Source organism: Streptomyces sp. NBC_00341, from assembly GCF_041435055.1.
Lineage (GTDB): Bacteria > Actinomycetota > Actinomycetes > Streptomycetales > Streptomycetaceae > Streptomyces.
Genome location: NZ_CP108002.1, coordinates 1,774,844 through 1,789,641, shown reverse-complemented (window position 1 = coordinate 1,789,641; position 14,798 = coordinate 1,774,844). Strand labels below are relative to the sequence as shown.

Genomic DNA, 14,798 nt, shown 5'->3' with positions numbered 1-14,798 from the left:
CGTCCGCCGTCCGCTGCCGGCTCCGGCACCGGCGTCGGACACGGCGACGACCTCACCGACCGCAGCGCGTCCTGGGAACCTACAGCGCCGTCTCCTCGGGGGTCCGTGCCTCGGCCAGCGCGACGGCCGTCCCCACCAGTCCGACGTGGCTGAAGGCCTGCGGGAAGTTGCCCAGCTGACGCTGTCCGGCCGTGTCGTACTCCTCGGCCAGCAGCCCCACGTCGTTGCGGAGGGCCAGCAGCCGCTCGAACAGCTCGGTGGCCTCCTCGGTGCGCCCCGTCATCCGCAGTGCGTCGGCCAGCCAGAACGAGCAGGCCAGGAAGGCGCCCTCGCCGCCCGGCAGGCCGTCGATCGAGGGGCCGTCGGTGCTGTAGCGGCGCACCAGCCCGTCACTGCCGAGCTCGGCGCGGACCGCGTCCACCGTCCCGATGAGCCGCGGGTCGTCGGGCGGCAGGAAGCCGGTCCTGGCGATCAGCAGGGTCGCGGCGTCCAGGTCCCGTGATCCGTACGACTGGGTGAAGGTGTTGCGCACCGGGTCGTACCCCTTCTCGCAGACCTCCCGGTGCACGGCGTCCCGCATCGCCCGCCAGCGGTCGGCGTCGCCGGTCAGTGACGGGTCCTCCTCCAGACTGCGCACGGCCCGGTCGGCCGCCACCCAGGCCATCACCTTGGAGTGCACGAAGTGGCGGCGCTGGCCGCGGATCTCCCACAGCCCCTCGTCCGGCTCGCGCCAGGTGGACTCCAGGAAGCCGAGCAGGCTGAGCTGGAGGTTCCAGGCGTGCGGCTTGTCGCCCAGACCCGCGTCGCGGGCCAGCCGGAGCGAGTCGATGACCTCCCCGTACACATCGAGCTGACGCTGGCGGACCGCGGCGTTGCCGATCCGGACCGGGGCGGAGTTCTCGTAACCGCTCAGCCACGGCAGTTCCGATTCGGGCAGTCTGCGCTCGCCCGCGAGCCCGTACATGATCTGCAGATCGGCCGGGTCCCCGGCGACGGCGCGCAGCAGCCAGTCCCGCCAGGCGCCGGCCTCCTCCAGATAGCCGGCCGAGATCAGGGCGCCGAGGGTGAGTGTGGAGTCCCGCAGCCAGCAGAAGCGGTAGTCCCAGTTCCGTACGCCGCCGATCTCCTCCGGCAGCGAGGTGGTGGGGGCCGCCACGATGCCGCCGGTCGGGCCGAAGGTGAGGGCCTTCAGGGTGATCAGGGAGCGGATCACGGCTTCCCGGTAGGGCCCCTGGTACTTGCAGCGCGCGGACCACTCGGCCCAGTCGGCCAGGGTGTTCTCCAGCGCCTCGAAGGGATCGACCAGCTCGGGCCGGGGCGAGTGCGAGGGGTGCCAGGTCAGCACGAAGGCCACTTTTTCCCCGGCGGAGACGGTGAACGAGGAGCAGGTGGAGAACTGCTGACCCCAGGTCTTGACCGGCGGTTCGCTGCGCAGCCAGGCGGAGTCCGGCCCGGCGACCGCCACCCGGTGGCCCTGCGAGCGGCGCACCCAGGGCACGACGGAGCCGAAGTCGAAGCGCAGCCGGAGCACGGAGGTCATGTCGACGGTGCCGCTGACCCCCTCGATGATCCGCATCACGTCGGGTGTGGCGTCGCGCTGCGGCATGAAGTCGATGACCTTGACCGTGCCGGTACGGGTCTCCCAGAAGGTCTCCAGGACGAGGGAGTCACCGGCGTAGGTGCGCCGGGTACAGGTGTCCGCGCCCTGCGGTGCGATGCGCCAGTGGCCGTTGTCCTCGTCACCGAGCAGGGCGGCGAAGCAGGCGCCCGAGTCGAAGCGGGGCAGGCAGAGCCAGTCGACAGAACCGTTTTTTCCGACCAGGGCGGCTGTCTGGAGATCGCCGATGAGGGCGTAGTCCTCGATGAGTGGTGTCACGTTCTGGCGTGTTCCCGAACATCGCCCCGGCTAAGCAGCCGTTGTCCGACCTGAGGTGGGAGTCACCCCGCCGGACGACGGCGCCGCCCGGCCCCGCACGGCCCCGACACGCCGTCAGGCCTTCGCGGGCTCGGGCTTCCCGGGCTCCGCCGGGGCGTCGTCCTGCGCCTCGGCGGCCTCGGCCGCGGCCGTCACCAGGTCGCGCTTCTCCCGGCGGGCCAGCACCACGTAGCCGACCGGGACCCCGGCGGCGAACAGCCACCACTGCACGGCGTACGCCATGTGCGGGCCGATGGAGCTGTCGTCGGGGGCCTCGATCAGCTCGGGCTTGCCACCGGACGGCACCGGTCCGGTCTGTTCCAGGTAGCCGCCGAGCACCGGCCGGGAGAGCAGCTTGGCCTGCTGGGCGCTGTTGATCAGCATCACCTGGCGGTCCGGCAGGTCCGAGAGGTCCTTGATGCCGCTGCTGCCCGTCGTCTCGTCGGCCTTGAGCCGGCCGGTGACCGTCACCTCGCCCTTCGGCGCGGCCGGTACATCGGGGAAGGCGCGCTGGTCGTCGGCGGTGGCGATCCAGCCCCGGTTGATCATGACCGTGCCGCCGCCCTTGAGGTCGAACGGGACGAGCACGTGGAAGCCGATGCTGCCGTCGGTGGACGTCCTGCGCCGCACCACGACCTCGTGCTTCTCGTCGTACGTCCCGGTGGCCTTCACCGCACGCCAGTAGTCGGAGCGCGGAACGACGTGGCCGGGCGAGGTGAGCGCGGCGACCGGAACCGGTTTCGCCTTGAGGTTGTGCGAGATCAGGGCGTTCTGCGCGACCTTGTGCTCATGCCGGTGCAGCTGCCAGAAGCCGAGCTCGATCATCGTGGGGATCATGACGAGGGCGAGGAGGGCGAGGATCAGCCACTGCCGGGTCAACAGGAAGCGGTACACCCCATGACGGTACAACTGCGTCATGGGGTGCATCGCGGAGGGGGTCGGCTGTCCGGTGCTCAGACTTTGTCGATGATGCCCACCTTCCCCTCCGCGCGGGCGCAGTGACCGCCGCAGAACCAGTGCCCGTCGACCTCCACGCCCTGGCCGATGACCTGGACCCGGCAGTGCTCACAGATCGGTGCCATCCGGTGAATGGCGCAGGAGAAGCAGTCGAAGACATGAATCGCGCCCTGCGCGTGCACCTCGAAGGACATCCCGTAGTCGTTTCCGCATACCTCGCAACGTGCCATGCGCCACAGGGTGGGACGGCAGGGCGGCGGCGGCGAGCGGCGGGCGGGCGAGTCGCCCCCGGTTCACTCCGATGACGGCGTGGCCGACGGGCCCTTCGACGCCTCGGCCACGTCCCGCAGGAGATGGGTGAACGCGCTCTCCTCCAGGATCGGGGTGCCGAACGACTTGGCCTTCACCGTCTTCGACGTCGCCGCGTCCGGATCATTGGTGACGAGCAGACTGGTCAGCCGGGAGACGCTGGTCGCCACATGCAGCCCGGCCTCCACCGCGCGGTCCTCCAGCAGCTCGCGGTCGATGGAGGTGTCCCCGGAGAACGCCACCCGCATGCCCTGCATGAGAGGTTTGTCCTTCTCGTAACGTCCCGGGTTGGGGTACGGGCAGGCCGGACGCTTACGCGCGGGGCGCCAGCTGGCCTGGCCGCCGCCGTACGGGGCCTGGTGGCCGATCCGAGGGGTGACGGGGGAGTCCGACCACTCGGTCAGCGGCCGGCACTCCAGCAGCGGCAGCCTGAGCCCGCCGCCCGCCGCCGCGTGCAGACTCGGGCGGAACGCCTCGGCCAGCACCCGGGCGTCGTCCAGCGCGTGGTGCGCGCGCTGCTGCACGACACCGAAGTGCGCGGCCAGCGACTCCAGCTTGTGGTTGGGCAGCGGCAGCCGCAGCTCCTTGGAGAGCGCGATGGTGCACAGCCGCTGCTGGACCGGGGCGATCACCGAGGCACGCGCGTACTCCCGGGCGAGCATCGACCAGTCGAAGGCGGCGTTGTGCGCGACCAGGACCCGGCCGGTGAGCCGTTCGGAGAGCTGGGCGGCGATCTCCGGGAAGAGCGGGGCGCCTTCGAGCACGTCACTGGTCAGGCCGTGGATCCAGACGGGGCCCGGGTCCCGCTCCGGGTTGACCAGGGTGTACCAGTGGTCCTCGACGTTGCCCTGCGCGTCCAGGCGGTAGACGGCGGCGGAGATTATCCGGTCGTCCCGTGCGAGGCCGGTGGTCTCCACGTCGACGACCGCGTACCCCTGCGGGTAGGCGGTCGGCCACGGTGCTGCGGTCTGGCGGTCGTCGAGCATGGTCACAGAGAATACGGGCCGCGACCGACAGTCCCCTATTCGGCCGTCACCCCCGGCCTCCTTCCGACGGTCCGGAGCCCGCCAGCAGCCCGTCCACCAGTGCTCGCAGCGAGGTGGTGAACAGCCGGTCCGGGTCGGCCGGCCGGGCCAGCGAGCGGGCCAGTGCCGGATCGTCGCCGGCCGTCGACTCGCCCCACAGATCGCCCTCGCCCGGTGACTGGACGGGGGACCGCTCCCGGTTCCGCTCCACCAGCAGGAAGCCGACGGTGTGGAACTGCACCGCCCGGACCGCGTCCGCCGCGCGCGCACCGCGCAGCCCGGCGGCGTGCACCTCGTGGACGAGCGCCCGCTGCGCCGGCAGGAACATCCGTTCCGTCAGTCCCCGTTCGTGGACCATCGCGATCAGATGCGGCCGGGCACGCAGTTCGCGGCGCAGTCCGCGGGCCACCGAGACGATCCGGGCGGCCGGGGCCCGGCCGGTCGGACGCAGGGTGCCCATCTCCTGGACGGTGCGCTCGACGAGGGCGTCCAGCAGCGACTCGCGGTTGCCGACGTGCCAGTAGATCGAGGTGACGGCGGTCCCCAGCTCGGCGGCCAGCTTGCGCATGGTGAGGGTCTGCGGACCGTGCTGCCGCACCAGTCCGGCAGCGGCCACGAGGACCTCCTCGCGGGTCAGCGCCGATCGCGCCACAGCTCCTCCAGGTACAGAACTCCGTTACACGCACGGCTATTTACCCTTCATCGTCTCCGGTGTAACTGTGTTACAGAGCCCGGCGGAGAGCCGGGACACGGACGACGCAGAAGGGTGGCACCGCATGGCACGGGTACGGTACGGCGCGCGCACCGAGGCCGAGATCGCGGCATCCCGCGAGGCCCGCTCCAAGCTCCCCGACATCTGGTCGACCGGCGTCACCGCCGTCTGGGAGAGCGACGCAGAGGCGGTGGCGGCCGTCCTGCCGCCGCCCCTGAAACCCGCCGGGCGCCCGCTGGTCCGCGCCAGCATCAGCAAGGTCGACCTGCCCGGCTATCCGCTCGGCGCGGGCTCCGTCGCCGTCGCCGCCGTGCACGACGGGCACGAGGGCTGGTACCCGCTGGTCATGCCGATGACCCACGAGCGGGCGCTGATCGGTGGCCGCGAGGTGTTCGGCGAACCGAAGAAGCTGGGTGAGGTGAGCGTCGAGCGCGAGGGCCTCGTCGTCCGGGCCGCTCTCGTCCGCCACGGCATCGCCTTCGTCGAGGTCCGCGGCGCCGTCGAAGGACCGCTCCCGCTGCCGGAGCCGAGCACCAAGCTCGACTTCTACTTCAAGTTCCTGCCCGCCGTGGACGGCGACGGCTTCGACTCCGGACCCGTGCTCATCCACTGCACCCGGCACGAGAAGGTCCGCAAGCTGGAGCGGATCACCGGCGACGTGGTGCTGCGCGAGTCGGTGTTCGACCCGGTCGCGGACCTGCCCGTCCGCAGGCTCCTCGACCTCACCATCGGGGAGAAGACCAGCGACCAGCAGGGCAGGGCCGTGGAGCGGGTCAGCGCCGACGCGCTGCTGCCGTACGTCCACCAGCGCTACGACGATCCGCAGCAGATCCACGACGGACCGCCGGAGGGGAGCGTCCGATGAGGCTGGAGGAGGGCCAGACGGCCGTCGTCACCGGGGCCGCGAGCGGTATCGGTCTCGCCATGGCCCGCCGGTTCGCGGCCGAGGGACTGAACGTCGTACTCGCCGACGTGGAGGAGGGCGCGCTCGACAAGGCCGCCGGTGAACTGCGCGAGGACGGGGCACGGGTGCTGGCCCGGCCGGTCGACGTCAGCGAACGCGACTCCGTGCGGGCGCTGGCCGAGGCCGCCTACGACACCTTCGGCGCCGTGCACGTGCTGTGCAACAACGCGGGGGTCGGCTCCGGCGCGGAGGGCCGGATGTGGGACCACGAGCCGAACGACTGGAAGTGGGCCTTCGCGGTCAACGTCTGGGGCGTCTTCCACGGCATCCAGGCCTTCGTACCGCGCATGCTCGCGGACGGCGCCCCCGGCCACGTCGTCAACACCTCCTCCGGCGACGGCGGGATCGCCCCGCTGCCCACCGCCTCCGTGTACGCGGTCACCAAGTCCGCCGTCGTCACCATGACCGAATCGCTGTACGCGCACCTGCGGGCGGAGGGCGCGGCGGTCGGCGCCTCCGTACTCTTCCCCGGCCCGCACATGCTCCGCACCGGACTGTGGGAGTCGCACCGCAACCGCCCGGAGCGGTACGCCAAGGAGCGCCCGCGCCGCACCCCGTACCGCAGCCTCGACCAGTGGGAGAGCGCGATGAAGGCGGCGGGCCAGGAGGTGGAGTTCACCCCCGTGGAGGACGTCGCGGCGACCGTCGTGGACGGCATCCGCGCCGACCGCTTCTGGATGCTCCCCGACAGCGAGCGCAGCGACAGTCAGATCCGGGCCAGGTCGCAGTCGATGCTCGACCGGTCCAACCCGTCGTACCTGGAGAACTTCATACTCGACTGAGGAGTGAGCCATGACCGATGACGACCCGTACCTGATCATCTCCTCCGACTGCCACGCCGGACTGCCCACCGAGGAGTACCGCCCCTACCTCGACAGCCGCTTCCACCGCGAGTTCGACGAGTTCCTCGCCGGCCGCGACCGCCGCCGCGAGGAGATGACCCGCCTCGGGGTCCGCAACGAGGCCTTCGCCGACAAGTGGTTCCAGGACAACGAGGAAGGGCTCAAGGGCGGCTGGGACTCCACGCAGCGGCTCAAGGAGCTGGACGGCGACGGGGTGGCGGCCGAGGTCGTCTTCCCCGACGCGGACGCCGTGGACAGCCGCACCGCCGCCCCCTTCGGCGTCGGCCTCGGCCTCTCCGGCGACCAGGACCCCGAGCTGGGCATGGCCGGAGCACAGGCCCACAACCGCTGGCTCGCGGAATTCGTCTCCCAGCACCCCGAACGCCACTGCGGGGTCGCCCTGCTGCCCGTCACCGGCGAGACCGGCCGGGTCGTCGCGGAGATCCACCGGGCCAAGGAGTCCGGCCTCGGCGCCCTGATGATCCCCTCCATGTGGGTGGACAAGGCCCCGTACCACGACCGCCGCTACGACCCCGTCTGGGCGGCCGCCGCAGAGACCGGGATGCCGATCGTCACCCACTCCGGCGCCGCCCCGCGCCACGAGTACGGCGACCACCTCGGCATCTACGTCTCCGAGGTCACCTGGTGGCCCTCGCGCCCGCTCTGGTTCCTCCTCTGGTCGGGCGCCTTCGAACGCCACCCCGGGCTGAAGTTCGGCGTGGCCGAGTCCGGCTGCTGGTGGCTGCCGAACCTGCTCTGGTTCATGGACCGGCTCTACCTCGGCGCCCACGGCGGCAAGAAGCTCTCCCCGTTCGCGGAGCTGAAGCGCCCGCCGCACGAGTACCTCGACCGCCAGGTGTTCATCTGCGCCACCAACACCAAACGCCGCGAGCTCGCCCAGCGCTACGAGATCGGCGTCGACAACATCCTCTGGGGGAGCGACTTCCCGCACCCCGAGGGCACCTGGCCGAACACCGCGAACTGGCTGCGCGACACCTTCCACGACATCCCCGTCACCGAGACCCGCCGGATGCTCGGCCTGGCCGCCGCAGAGGTCTTCGGCTTCGACACGGACAGGCTGGCGCCCGTGGCCGCGCGCATCGGCCCCACCCCCGCGGAGCTGGGCCAGAGCACCGACCAGGCGGCGGTGGAGGCATCCTGGGCCCGCTCGCGCGAGGTCGGCCGGCACTGGCTGACCGACCACGACTTCCCGGTCCTGGGGGCGTCATGACGGACCGCTACACCGTCATCTCCGCCGACTGCCACGCCGGCGCCGACCTCCTCGACTACAAGCCGTACCTGGAGTCGGCGTACCACGACGACTTCGACGCCTGGGCCGCCACCTACGTCAACCCGTACGAGGACCTGGTGGCCGACACCGCCGACCGCAACTGGAACTCGGAGCGCCGCCTCGCGGACCTGGAGGCGGACGGCATCGTCGCCGAGGTCGTCTTCCCCAACACCATCCCGCCCTTCTTCCCCTCCGCCTCGCTGATGGCACCCGCCCCCTCCCGGGCGGAGTACGAGCAGCGCTGGGCCGGGCTGCGCGCCCACAACCGCTGGCTCGCCGACTTCTGCGCGGCCGCGCCCGGCCGGCGCGCGGGCGTCGCGCAGATCCTCCTCAACGACCCGGAGGAGGCGGCCCGCGAGGTCCGCCGCACCAAGGAGGCCGGACTCACCGGCGGCATCCTGCTGCCCGGCGCCCCACCGGGCTCCGGCGTCCCGGAGCTGCACTCCCCGGCGTACGACCCGCTCTGGGCGGCCTGCGCGGAGCTGGACGTCCCGGTCAACCACCACGGCGGCTCGGCCTCGCCGCCGCTGGGCGACGAACCCGCGGCCCGCGCCGTCTTCATGGTGGAGACCACCTGGTTCTCGCACCGAGCGCTGTGGCACCTGATCTTCGGCGGGGCGTTCCGCCGTCACCCCGGGCTGAGGCTCGTCCTCACCGAACAGGGCTCGGGCTGGATCCCGGGCATCATGGACATGCTCGACTACTACCACGGCCGACTGGTCGCGTCGGCCTCCCGGGCGGCCACCGCGGAGTCCAAGTTCGGTGCGGGGCTGGCCGGTTCGATGGGCGCGAGCCCCAGCGAGGTATGGCGCGAGAACTGCTACGTGGGCGCGAGCTTCATGCGCCCGCACGAGGTGCCGCTGCGCGACCGGATCGGCCTCGACAAGATCATGTGGGGCAGCGACTACCCGCACGACGAGGGCACCGCCCCCTACTCGCGGGAGGGCCTGCGCATCGCCTACGCCGGGCTGCCGCCCGCCGAGGTCGCGGCGATGACGGGCGGCAACGCGGCCCGCGTCTACGGATTCGACCTGCCCGCCCTGGACCGGATCGCCGCCACCGTCGGCCCGACGGTCGAGGAGATCGCCGAACCCCTGAAGGAGGTTCCCGCAGGCGCGACCAGCCCCGCGTTCGCGCCGGGTGGGTCGGTACGCGTCTGGTGACGCCATGAGGTGAGACCATCCCCGGATGAGCGATCCCCAGGCGCACCACGAACCGCACAGCACGGGTATGGGCGCGCGGCTGAACTGGCTGCGCGCCGCCGTGCTCGGGGCCAACGACGGTGTGGTCTCCACCGCCGGTCTCGTCGTCGGCGTCGCCGGGGCCACCGACGACCGCAGCACCCTGCTGACCGCCGGCCTGGCGGGGCTGCTGGCCGGGTCCATGTCGATGGCCGCGGGCGAGTACGTGTCGGTCTCCACCCAGCGCGACTCGGAGAAGGCCGCACTCGCCACGGAGAAGCGCGAGCTCCAGGAGACGCCGGAGGCGGAACTCGCCGAGCTCACCGGACTGCTGGAGGGCAAGGGCCTGAGCCGCGAGGTCGCCCGCGAGGCCGCCGTCCAGCTCACCGAACGCGACGCGCTGCGCGCCCACGCGGAGGTGGAGCTGGGCATCGACCCGGACGACCTCACGAACCCCTGGCACGCGGCGGGCGCCAGCTTCCTGGCCTTCACGGTGGGCGCGCTGCTGCCGCTGCTGGCCATCGTGCTGCCCCCGACCTCGCTGCGGCTGCTGGTGACCGTCGCGTCGGTGCTCGCGGCCCTGGCCCTGACGGGCTGGTGGAGCGCCCGGCTGGGCGAGGCGTCGGTGGGCCCTGCGGTTCTGCGGAACATGGGTGGGGGCGCGCTGGCGATGGCGGTGACTTATGCGGCGGGGGAGTTGCTGGGGGCGGCGGGGGTGTGAGCCTCTAGCGGAGGCGGATGATCCGCTCGGGCGGGAAGAGGTCGTCCCCGATGGTCGGAGTGTCGCTGCCTAGGGTGATCGTGAGGGCGTCGAGATCTGCCAGGGGGGTCAGGTCGTACGGGTCCGACTCGGGCTGGGCGTACAGGGTGAGCTGTGTCAGCTCGGGCAGCTCCCGCAGCGGAGCCAGCCCCTGAGACAGTCGACAGCGGCGGAGGGTGAGCCTGCTCAGGGCGGAGAGCCCGGCGAGCACCGTCAGGTCCAGATCGTCCAGCCAGACGAGGGTGAGCCAGTGGAGCCGGAGCAAATCTGCTGACCGGGAGAGTTCCTGAAGTTGGTTCAGGCTGTGCAAGGAGAGCTCTTCCAGCTCACCGCACTGTTCGAGGCCCTCCAGGCTCAGGTTTTCGGCCTCCCCATGAAGGGTCAGCGACTTGATGCCGCGGCCCAGCGGCAGTTCGCCGATGCTGACGGCCCGGAATTGGTGGCCGAGGGTCAGTGTGTGTACGCCCGTGAACGGCTCCAATTGTTCGGCCGCCACGTCGGGATGCAGCCGGTTCAGGGTGAGTGAGGTCAGTGGAAGTCCGGCCAGTGGGCTTAGATCACGGACCTTCCGGCACAGGCTGAGTCCCACCTCGGTGAGTGAGTGCATCGAGGCCATCGGGGTGATGTCGGTCAGGTCCTTGTTGTTGAAGACGAAGAGCTTCTCCATCCCACGGCGGAGGGTCAGCGGGGAGAGGTCCTCGTGGGCGCCGAGCAAGCGGATCGCGCGGGCCTCGGGCACGTATCGCAGTGCCGCCAGCTGCTCGGCAGTCGCTACCGACACGTGAACGGTGTCCCAGGCCCTCGCCGCGAGTACTTCCCGGGCGAAGGTGTCGGTGTCGAAACAACTCCAGGCCTCGCACAGGTGCGAGGCCACCGAGATCCGCTCGTCGTCCCGGTACCCCTTCACCACCTCGTACGCCGCATCGCCGCCCACCAGGGCCGCCGCCAGTACCACATAGCCCACAGCCCACTCATGCGACACCTCCCCCGGCCCCGGCAGCAGCTCAAGGACCACTTCCCCGAGGGCGGCCAGCCCCTCCGCCTCCTCGCGGCTGCGCGGCGGCAGCAGGTCCGCCGTCTGCCGCTGGACCTCGGCCCGGACGGCGGGATCCAGCTCCGGGGCGTGCTCCAGGCTCGCCGCCGCCAGCAGCACCAGGCGGTTGTGGTGCTTGCGGGTCTGGGCCGCCCGCTTCAGCAACTGCCGCAGCAACCGGGCCCGTTCCTCGGCGCGAGCGTGGCCCACCGCCATCTGCACCACGTCGTGCCACTGGTCGTCGTGCGCGTGCTTGACCAGCACCCCGAAGTCCCGGGCCTCCACCGCCGCCTTGGCCCCCAGGTAGTCCTGGAACGTCCGGTGCACGAACCCGACCGCCCCCGGAGCGGGTTCCCGCAGCAGCCCGCTCCTGATCAGGAGGTGCGCGAACACGTCCTCCGGGCTGCCCCGGACCTGGGACATCGCCGTCAGCCACTCGGTCACCATCGCCAGGGCCTCGTCGCGGTCGGCCTCCGCCTGCCCGTTGCGGATCAGCCAGTACGCCAGCCGTTGGAGCAGCGCCGTCTGCTCGTCCCGGGTCAGGTCGACGCCCTCGACCCCGACGATGTCGCGTTCCGTGTCGCGTCGTACGAGCAGCATGTCCAGCGCCGCGTCGTACAACTCCTTCCGGGCGCGCGGCAGTTGCGTACGCCGGTCCCGGTTCAGCGCGCACAGGAGTGCGCACATCAGCGGGTTCGTCGCGAGCCGGCCCAGATCGCGCCGCGTCCCCACGGCGCGCCACAGGGAGGCCTCGTACCCGTCGAGCTGCTCGCGCTCCTCGTCGGAGACGCACTCGGAGTGCGCGGCCGAGTGCCAGTGCTCGATGAAGGCGCGGATGTCCTTCTTCCCCATCGCCAGCAGGGAGTGCGCCTCGAATCCGGACCCGGACAGCCAGCTCTCCGGGACGGCGGACGGCCGGGTCGTCACCACGTACCGGGATTTCGGGTAGACCGCGATCAGGTCCTTCAGCCACTTCTCGGTACGCCGGCGCAGCCGCATCGGGACCTCGTCGACCCCGTCCACCAGCACCAGGCCGCGCCCCTCCGACAGCAGCCGGTCCGCCCAGCCCGAGGGCGCCGCGCCGTGCAGCGGAACGCCCGCCGCGCGCAGGAAGTCCTCCGGGCCCGGCAGCCGCTCGTCCGAGGTGAACGCGCGCAGCCGAAGGACGAACGGCACACAGCGGTTCCAGTCCGCCAGCTCGCTGCCGAACGTCCGCCGGGCGGTGTTCACCGCGAGCCACTGCACCAGGGTGCTCTTGCCGGAGCCGGCCGGACCGCGCAGCAGTAGTCGTCTCGTCCCGGACAGCGCCTGCTCGACGGAGACCGTCACCGCGGCCGGGTGCTCCACCGCGTCCTGCCGGACGGTCTCGCTGCTCACCGTCAGGCTGATGTAGGCCGTCTCCAGCGGCCACTCGCCCGCTGACCGTCCCAGCGTCAGCCCGAACAGCCCCATCCGGCTGTGCGTCGTGGCCACGAACTCCGTGTACCGCCGCTCGAAGTCCAGTGCCGCCGCGTCCGGGCGCGGGCCGAGCCGGTCCCGTACGTCCTCCACCAGCGCGCGGGTCCGTCCGGCCTCGCGCACCTGCTCCACCTCCGCCCGCGCCGTGAACGACGGCTCTGCGGTCAGCTGCTCCACGACGTGCGCGCAGCACCGCTCAAGCAGCTCCCGGTACAGCCCGGCCGCGCGCTCCGAGAGTCCCGCCGGGGGCGCCGGGAACCCGGCCGCCAGCCGCTCGGGGTCGAGGTTCACGGCGAACAGCCGGTCCGCCGTCAGCGCGCCCGCCGCCGCGAAGGCGTCCTTTACCGCTTCGACGGCCGCCAGTCGCTCGTGCTCCGGGAGGCCGGCGTACGAGGCCTCCAGCCGGCCGCCGAGCACCTTCGCCAGCCGGTCCGGCTTCGCCGGGCGGGGGAGCGGGCGCACCGGGTCCGGAACCAGTCCCGCGCCGGGCTTCGGCGCGAGCAGTGACTTGGCCACCGTGCCGAGCACCGTCGTCGCCAGCCGGACCAGCGCAACTTCCATACCCGCCACCGCAGTTCCTCCCCCTGTCGGACCCTGGTGGAGGGATCGTACGACGGCCGTGCTGTCAGAAGTCACCAAAGATTGCTGACGCCATGTCTCGCATACTTGTTGGTAACAACGTCTGTTCGCGGGCCGACCTGCGGCTCTACGGTGCTGACATGCCGACGAACCTGCCCGATGTAGTGCTCTGGTCCATACCGGCCTTCGTCCTGCTCACCGTCCTGGAAATGGCGCTCCACCACTTCCACCCCGACGAGGAGGCCGCCGGGTACGAGGCAAAGGACGCCGCCACCAGCATCACCATGGGACTGGGCAGCCTGGTCTTCGACCTGCTGTGGAAGGTGCCCATCGTCGCCGTCTACACGGCGGTGTACGAGCTGACGCCGCTGCGCGTGCCCGTCCTGTGGTGGACCGTCCCGCTGATGCTGCTCGGGCAGGACTTCCTCTACTACTGGTCGCACCGGGGCCACCACGTCATCCGGATCCTCTGGGCCTGCCACGTGGTCCACCACTCCAGCCGGAAGTTCAACCTCTCCACCGCGCTGCGCCAGCCCTGGACCTCGCTGACCGTCTGGCCGTTCTACCTCCCGCTCATCGCCTGCGGTGTGCACCCGGCGGCGCTCGCCTTCTGCTCCTCGGCCAACCTCGTCTACCAGTTCTGGGTGCACACCGAACGTGTCGACAAGCTGCCCAGGCCCTTCGAGTACGTGCTGAACACGCCCTCCCACCACCGCGTGCACCACGCCTCCCAGGGCGGCTACCTCGACCGGAACTTCGGCGGCATCCTGATCGTGTGGGACCGCTGGTTCGGCTCCTTCACGGCGGAGACGGAACGGCCGGTGTTCGGGCTCACCAAGAACATCGACACGTTCAACCCGCTGCGGGTCGCCACCCACGAGTACGCCGCCATCGCCCGCGACGTGCGTGCCGCGGGCAGCTGGGGCGAGCGGGCCGGACGGGTCTTCCGAGGGCCCGGCTGGCAGCCCGCCGGCCGGACACCCGCCCCCGCCAGGCCTGCCACTGCCACCCCCGTCATCCCCGCCACCCCTGCCGCCGCTCCCGCGCGCGAGCGCACCGGATGAGCCCCGCAGAGCCGCTGACGAACGACGCGCCGTTCCCGGACCGGCGTGAGCGGTTCGTCCGCCCCCTGCTCATCGCCTTCCTCGTGGTCTGCGCCGTCGATCTCGTCGCGGTCCTCGCCGGCAGCGGCCTCGCGCACCTCGTCGCCAAGCCGCTGCTGATGCCGCTGCTGGCCGGGTACGCCGCCGCCCGGCGCGGGCCCCGGCCGCTGATCGCCGCACTGCTCTGCGGCTGGGTGGGCGACACGTTCCTGCTGGCCGACGCCGATGCCGCCTTCCTCATCGGGATGGGCGGCTTCGCGGCCGGACACCTCTGCTACCTGAGGCTCTTCGGACGGGCCCGCGGCGCGCTGCTGCCCGCGATCCCGTACGCGGTCGTCCTGGCCGCGTTCCTCGCCCTGATCTGGGGCGGGCTGCCGGCCGGTCTGCGGTTGCCGCTGGCCGGCTACAGCCTGCTGCTCACGGCCATGGCCTACCGGTCCCGCGTCCTCGGCCGGTGCGCGGCGGCCGGCGGCGCGCTCTTCCTGCTCTCCGACGCCCTGATCGCCACCGGCATCGCGGACCGGCCGCAGCTGCCCGCCCCCGACTTCTGGGTCATGCTCACCTACGTCGCGGCGCAGCTCCTGCTGACCGTGGGGGCGCTCGGAGCTCCCACGGCCCGCGAGGCGTACCGTGAACGGCGTACCAGCATCTGAGATCACCAAGGACCCC

At 71.7% G+C, this 14,798-nt stretch carries 13 protein-coding genes; 7 read left to right on the top strand and 6 right to left on the bottom strand.

Features of this window, described 5'->3' with window-relative positions; translation table 11 throughout:
- Window positions 1–79: 79 nt before the first annotated feature.
- The 5 genes from OG892_RS07935 to OG892_RS07915 all read right to left on the bottom strand — a co-directional run bounded on the left by OG892_RS07935 (window position 80) and on the right by OG892_RS07915 (window position 4,858).
- The gene (locus tag OG892_RS07935; protein WP_073735265.1) at window positions 80–1,876 is read right to left on the bottom strand and encodes a glycoside hydrolase family 15 protein; all 1,797 of its coding nucleotides are present in this window, start codon (window positions 1,874–1,876) and stop codon (window positions 80–82) included.
- A 114-nt stretch (window positions 1,877–1,990) separates the two neighbouring features.
- Entirely contained in the window at window positions 1,991–2,809 is an 819-nt protein-coding gene (locus OG892_RS07930) for an SURF1 family protein (RefSeq protein WP_371631594.1), read from the bottom strand.
- Window positions 2,810–2,868: 59 nt separating this feature from the next.
- The gene (locus OG892_RS07925; protein WP_073735263.1) at window positions 2,869–3,102 is read right to left on the bottom strand and encodes a hypothetical protein; all 234 of its coding nucleotides are present in this window, start codon (window positions 3,100–3,102) and stop codon (window positions 2,869–2,871) included.
- 63 nt (window positions 3,103–3,165) lie between these two features.
- A complete protein-coding gene (locus OG892_RS07920) occupies window positions 3,166–4,173 on the bottom strand; it encodes a DEDDh family exonuclease (RefSeq protein WP_073735262.1) in 1,008 nt (335 codons plus the stop codon).
- Between the two features lie 40 nt (window positions 4,174–4,213).
- Window positions 4,214–4,858, bottom strand: coding sequence for a TetR/AcrR family transcriptional regulator (locus tag OG892_RS07915; protein ID WP_371628774.1), 645 nt, complete (start codon window positions 4,856–4,858; stop codon window positions 4,214–4,216).
- A gap of 124 nt (window positions 4,859–4,982) precedes the next feature.
- Between OG892_RS07915 and OG892_RS07910 the strand changes: the two genes are divergently transcribed.
- From OG892_RS07910 to OG892_RS07890, 5 genes are read left to right on the top strand one after another with little or no spacing between them, the layout of a single operon-like run.
- A complete protein-coding gene (locus OG892_RS07910) occupies window positions 4,983–5,783 on the top strand; it encodes an acetoacetate decarboxylase family protein (protein WP_371628773.1) in 801 nt (266 codons plus the stop codon).
- Window positions 5,780–6,664: an SDR family NAD(P)-dependent oxidoreductase gene (locus OG892_RS07905; RefSeq protein WP_073735259.1), complete on the top strand. Its 885-nt coding sequence runs from the start codon at window positions 5,780–5,782 to the stop codon at window positions 6,662–6,664. The genes OG892_RS07910 and OG892_RS07905 overlap by 4 nt, the downstream gene beginning before the upstream one ends.
- A 10-nt stretch (window positions 6,665–6,674) precedes the next feature.
- Window positions 6,675–7,955 (top strand): amidohydrolase family protein, encoded by a 1,281-nt coding sequence (locus OG892_RS07900; RefSeq protein ID WP_371628772.1) that lies wholly within the window; start codon window positions 6,675–6,677, stop codon window positions 7,953–7,955.
- Window positions 7,952–9,178, top strand: coding sequence for an amidohydrolase family protein (locus tag OG892_RS07895; RefSeq protein WP_371628771.1), 1,227 nt, complete (start codon window positions 7,952–7,954; stop codon window positions 9,176–9,178). The genes OG892_RS07900 and OG892_RS07895 overlap by 4 nt, the downstream gene beginning before the upstream one ends.
- Window positions 9,179–9,203: 25 nt before the next feature.
- Window positions 9,204–9,917, top strand: a complete 714-nt coding sequence (locus tag OG892_RS07890) for a VIT family protein (RefSeq protein ID WP_073735256.1) — start codon at window positions 9,204–9,206, stop codon at window positions 9,915–9,917.
- Between the two features lie 4 nt (window positions 9,918–9,921).
- Here OG892_RS07890 and OG892_RS07885 read toward each other — a convergent pair whose 3' ends face one another.
- Window positions 9,922–13,008, bottom strand: a complete 3,087-nt coding sequence (locus OG892_RS07885; protein ID WP_371628770.1) for an NACHT domain-containing NTPase — start codon at window positions 13,006–13,008, stop codon at window positions 9,922–9,924.
- A gap of 158 nt (window positions 13,009–13,166) precedes the next feature.
- Here OG892_RS07885 and OG892_RS07880 point away from each other — a divergent pair, with 158 nt between their 5' ends.
- Both OG892_RS07880 and OG892_RS07875 read left to right on the top strand, forming a co-directional pair.
- The gene (locus OG892_RS07880) at window positions 13,167–14,090 is read left to right on the top strand and encodes a sterol desaturase family protein (protein WP_328867541.1); all 924 of its coding nucleotides are present in this window, start codon (window positions 13,167–13,169) and stop codon (window positions 14,088–14,090) included.
- A complete protein-coding gene (locus tag OG892_RS07875) occupies window positions 14,087–14,782 on the top strand; it encodes a lysoplasmalogenase (RefSeq protein ID WP_371628769.1) in 696 nt (231 codons plus the stop codon). Before OG892_RS07880 ends, OG892_RS07875 begins: the two co-directional genes overlap by 4 nt.
- Window positions 14,783–14,798 lie beyond the last annotated feature (16 nt).

Bases quoted from the DNA above. Each gene is read 5' to 3' on its own strand.
- OG892_RS07925 (WP_073735263.1), bottom strand. From the start codon at position 3,102: ATGGCACGTTGCGAGGTATGCGGAAACGACTACGGGATGTCCTTCGAG.
- OG892_RS07910 (WP_371628773.1), top strand. From the start codon at position 4,983: ATGGCACGGGTACGGTACGGCGCGCGCACCGAGGCCGAGATCGCGGCA.
- OG892_RS07905 (WP_073735259.1), top strand. From the start codon at position 5,780: ATGAGGCTGGAGGAGGGCCAGACGGCCGTCGTCACCGGGGCCGCGAGC.
- OG892_RS07900 (WP_371628772.1), top strand. From the start codon at position 6,675: ATGACCGATGACGACCCGTACCTGATCATCTCCTCCGACTGCCACGCC.
- OG892_RS07895 (WP_371628771.1), top strand. From the start codon at position 7,952: ATGACGGACCGCTACACCGTCATCTCCGCCGACTGCCACGCCGGCGCC.
- OG892_RS07890 (WP_073735256.1), top strand. From the start codon at position 9,204: ATGAGCGATCCCCAGGCGCACCACGAACCGCACAGCACGGGTATGGGC.
- OG892_RS07885 (WP_371628770.1), bottom strand. From the start codon at position 13,008: ATGGAAGTTGCGCTGGTCCGGCTGGCGACGACGGTGCTCGGCACGGTG.
- OG892_RS07880 (WP_328867541.1), top strand. From the start codon at position 13,167: ATGCCGACGAACCTGCCCGATGTAGTGCTCTGGTCCATACCGGCCTTC.
- OG892_RS07875 (WP_371628769.1), top strand. From the start codon at position 14,087: ATGAGCCCCGCAGAGCCGCTGACGAACGACGCGCCGTTCCCGGACCGG.